Genomic DNA, 4,090 nt, shown 5'->3' on the forward strand with positions numbered 1-4,090 from the left:
CTTTGATGGCCCTGCCGGCCGGCGCGGCCAATCTGGTCAAGACCTACAGCTACTTCGCCATTGGCGGCCGCACGCTGGACGATATCGAGACGCAGCTTTCCAAGCACGGACCGCAGGTGAAAAGCACCGGCTCGCGACACCCGGGCGCGACGCAAATGGCGTTCACCACCCGCGTCAGCTATGCGGAAAGCTCGGGCTCCTGCCGCATCGCCGACGCCATCGTGACCGTCAAGGTCAAGGTGATCCTTCCGGAATGGCGCCGCTCGCGCAAAGCGGATGCCGACGTGAAGCTGTTCTGGGACACGCTGTCGGCCGACATCAAGCGCCATGAGGAACGCCATGTCGAGATCGCCAAGAACCACGCCAGGCAACTGGAGGATGCGCTGAAGGCGAGCTATCCGCAACGGACTTGCGCCGAGGCCAAGGCGAGAGCCGCGCAGATCACCGCGGCCGAACTCGCCAGGCACGACCAGGACCAGGTGCGGTTCGACCGCGTCGAGAGCGTCAACTTCGAAAGCCGCATCCTGCGGCTGCTGCGCTATCGGATCGAGCGCATCGAGAGCGGCCAGCTGCCGCCCGCCTGATTTTCGCCGGCACCAGGGCGCCGGTGGCGCAGGCCAATTTCGCCGAAGCATAGTGCCAGGCGGCAAAAACTTTCGAGCCCCTGTCGAAATCGGCCTATATGGGACGACATATGTCAGGTTCGCAGAGGCGGAGCCTGAGAGCACGAGACATCCAATCGACGCGGTGGATGCGTCGAACCGGCCAAGCCGGCCGCCCTGCCCCAGGGTGCGCGCAAGCCCACGAAAGAACGAGACCATGGATCAGGCTGTCGACAAGCCGGCGACAATTGCAGCGACGTCGCCGCTGACGGAGAGCGAGAAGAACGCCATCATCGGCGGCGTGCTGTTGTCGATGCTGCTGGCAGCGCTCGACCAGACCATCGTCGCCCCGGCCATGCCGACGATGGCGCGTTTGCTCGGCCATGCCGAATATCTGCCGTGGATCGTGACCGCCTATCTGCTCACCGCGACGGCTATGGCGCCACTTTATGGCAAGATTTCCGATGTTCATGGCCGCAGGCCGACGCTCTACGCGGCGATCCTTATCTTTCTCGCCGGATCGCTGGTCAGCGCAATGGCGCCCAACATGCTGGTGCTAGTCGTCGGGCGCGCTATTCAAGGCGCCGGCGGGGGTGGCTTGTTCGCGCTGGCACAGACGGTGATCGGAGACCTCGTGCCGCCGCGCGAGCGGGCGCGTTACGCGGCCTGGATCGCGGGTACCTGGGCTGTCGCCAGCATCGCCGGACCGCTGCTGGGCGGCACCTTCGCCGAACATCTGCACTGGTCGCTGATCTTCTGGATCAACCTGCCGCTCGGCCTGCTGGCCATGGCAATCATCAACAAGCCGCTGAAGAAGCTGCCGATCGCGGCAAAACATCATCGTATCGATGGTCTCGGCGCGGCGCTGCTGATAGCGACTACTGCCCTGCTGCTACTGGCGCTGAATTGGGGCGGCAGCGCCTACCCCTGGCTGTCGCGCGAAATCCTCGGGCTGCTCGCCTGTTCGGCGGTTATCTGGAGCGCTTTTGCGCTGTGGCTCATGCGCGCCGCCGAGCCGCTGATCTCGCTTGAGGTGCTCAGCAACCCGATCGTGCTGGCCGGCACCTTGTCCTTGTTCCTGCTGCAGGCCGCCAATATCGGCCTGGCGGTCTATCTGCCGGTCTACCTGCAGTCGATCGTCGGGCTTTCGGCCGGTGAATCGGGCATTGCGCTGCTCGGGCTGATGCTTGGCACTGTCGCCGGCGCGACGTTCAGCGGGCGCACGATACCGCGCTTCGTCCATTACAAGCGGATCGCCATGATCGGAGTGAGCTTCGCCATAGTCTGCCTTGGGGTGCTCAGCCTCGTCGCCGGGCATGCCTCCCTTTTGGTCGTTGAAATCCTGACGACCTGCATTGGCCTCGGCAGTGGGACGACGTTTCCGGTTGCGACTGTCTCGGTCCAGAACGCTGTCGATCAGGCGCATCTCGGTGTCGCCACGGGTGTGCTCACCTTCCTTCGTTCTTTGGGCAGCGCCCTTGGGGTGGCAATATTGGGCGCGGTCGCGCTGGGCTATGGCCTGCCATTGGCCGGCGAAGGCGCGCATTCAGCTGGCGCCGCCGCCCCTGCTGAAGCATTCATGATGATCTTCCTCGTCGCGGCGGTAATCCTGCTGATGGCGCTTGCCGCGCTCGGGCTGATGCCGGAAAAGGCGCTTCGCGGCCATCTCGAAACCGCAGCCCCGGTGCTGGCCGAGTAGCGAAGCCTTCAATCGTGGACGCCGAGCTTCTTCTGCAGGCTGGTCGACGAGGTCGTGTACTGGAAGACGATGCGTTCGCCGGGGCTGACGATGCGCTTGGCCGCCTGCGCCATCAACGCCACCTCGTGGAACCCCGACAGGATCAGCTTCAGCTTGCCGGGATACCAGTTGATGTCGCCGACGGCGAAGATGCCGGAGACCGAGGTCTGGAATTTCTCCGTGTCGACCGGGATCAGGTTCTCATGCAGGTTGAGTCCCCACTCCGCGATCGGCCCGAGCTTCATGGTCAGGCCGAAGAAGGGCAGCATGCGAGTGCATGGCACCTCGATGTCGCCGTCAGGTCCCTTGATGGTAGCCGATGAGAGCTGGCCGTCGGCGCCGGTCAGGCCGCTCACCTGGCCGACCTGGAAATCCAGCTGCTTCATCTCCTGCATGGCGTACATCTTGTTGACGCTGTCGGGTGCGGCCCGGAACTCCGGACGGCGGTGGACCAGCGTCACGCTCCTTGCCACCGGCTGCAGGTTCAGCGTCCAGTCGAGCGCCGAATCGCCGCCGCCGACGATGACGAGGTCATGGCCGCGGAAATCCTCCATGCGGCGCACGGAATAGAAGACGCTCTTGGCTTCATAGGATTCGATGCCAGGAATGGGCGGCCGCTTGGGCTGGAACGAGCCGCCGCCGGCGGCGATCACCACCACCTTGGCCTCGAACAGCTCGTCCTCGTCGGTGGTGACGCGGAAGCTGCCGTCATCCAGCTTCTCCAGGCTGGAGACCATGCGATTGTAGGTGAATTCCGGCTTGAACGGGTGGATCTGCTCGAGCAGCTTGTCGACCAGGCCCTGAGCCGTGATCAACGGCCAGCCGGGAATGTCGTAGATCGGTTTTTCCGGATAGAGCTCCGCGCACTGGCCGCCGGGCCGGTCGAGGATGTCGATCAGATGGCACTTCATGTCGAAGAGGCCAAGCTCGAACACGGCGAACAGGCCTACAGGCCCAGCCCCGACGATGAGTACGTCCGTCTTGATCGTGTCACTCATGCGATACGCCTTGTTGCCAATCCGGGGCGAGACTGCATGAGCAACGGCCTGCTGCCAAGCGGCCAAGGCAAAATTTGGCTGGCCGAGGGTCAGCCCTGGCGGGCCGGCACGCGCACGACCAACCCGTCGAGGGCGTCGCGCACCTTGATCTGGCAGGACAGGCGCGAGTTCGGCTGGACGTCATAGGCGAAGTCCAGCATGTCCTCCTCCATCGCCTCCGGCTCGCCGACTTCCGCCGTCCAGGACTCGTCGACATAGACATGGCAGGTTGCGCAGGCGCAGGCGCCGCCGCACTCGGCCTCTATCCCCGGGACGGCGTTGCGGATGGCGTTCTCCATCACGGTCGAGCCGTTTTCGGCATCCATGTCGAACTGTGTGCCGTCATTGGCAATGAAGGTCAGCTTGGTCATTTGTCACCTGAAGGGGAGTTCCAGCCGAGATAATCACTCCGGCGGACAAGTCAACTGCGGCGCGAAAACGCCGCGCCGTGACGTTTTTTCGGAAATCCGGCCAAAGCGCGTCCGGCGGGCGCCGCGCTTAGGTTGTTGTTTCGCACATGTCGCCATCCCGGGACCGCCGCACACCTTTGAGCGATTGTCCTAGCGGCTGATGGCGGCAATGAAATCGCGCACTTCCTCGATTAGCACGCCGAGCCGCTTGAGGGTCTTGATGTCTTCGGGCTGGCCTTCGACGGCCGCGGCGCAATCGGCGATTGCAAACGCACCCACTCCGCGCGCCGAGCCCTTCAGCCC

At 64.1% G+C, this 4,090-nt stretch carries 4 protein-coding genes and 1 pseudogene; 2 read left to right on the forward strand and 3 right to left on the reverse strand.

Annotated features, from left to right (window positions below; all coding sequences use genetic code 11):
* The first annotated feature begins 5 nt into the window (after nt 1-5).
* Both EN745_RS31270 and EN745_RS31275 read left to right on the forward strand, forming a co-directional pair.
* The gene (locus EN745_RS31270) at nt 6-584 is read left to right on the forward strand and encodes a DUF922 domain-containing protein (protein ID WP_127423031.1); all 579 of its coding nucleotides are present in this window, start codon (nt 6-8) and stop codon (nt 582-584) included.
* Nucleotides 585-819: 235 nt separating this feature from the next.
* Entirely contained in the window at nt 820-2,301 is a 1,482-nt protein-coding gene (locus tag EN745_RS31275; protein WP_127423030.1) for an MDR family MFS transporter, read from the forward strand.
* Between the two features lie 8 nt (nt 2,302-2,309).
* Here the strand turns inward: EN745_RS31275 and EN745_RS31280 are convergent, their stop codons facing one another.
* The 3 genes and pseudogenes from EN745_RS31280 to EN745_RS37710 form a co-directional block, all read right to left on the reverse strand.
* The gene (locus EN745_RS31280; RefSeq protein WP_126054784.1) at nt 2,310-3,338 is read right to left on the reverse strand and encodes an NAD(P)/FAD-dependent oxidoreductase; all 1,029 of its coding nucleotides are present in this window, start codon (nt 3,336-3,338) and stop codon (nt 2,310-2,312) included.
* An 89-nt stretch (nt 3,339-3,427) separates the two neighbouring features.
* A complete protein-coding gene (locus tag EN745_RS31285) occupies nt 3,428-3,748 on the reverse strand; it encodes a 2Fe-2S iron-sulfur cluster-binding protein (RefSeq protein WP_126054785.1) in 321 nt (106 codons plus the stop codon).
* 189 nt (nt 3,749-3,937) lie between these two features.
* Nucleotides 3,938-4,090 (reverse strand): annotated as a pseudogene (locus EN745_RS37710) (histidine kinase); the annotation flags it as partial.

Source organism: Mesorhizobium sp. M4A.F.Ca.ET.022.05.2.1, assembly GCF_003998845.1.
In the GTDB taxonomy this organism is placed as follows: Bacteria; Pseudomonadota; Alphaproteobacteria; order Rhizobiales; family Rhizobiaceae; genus Mesorhizobium.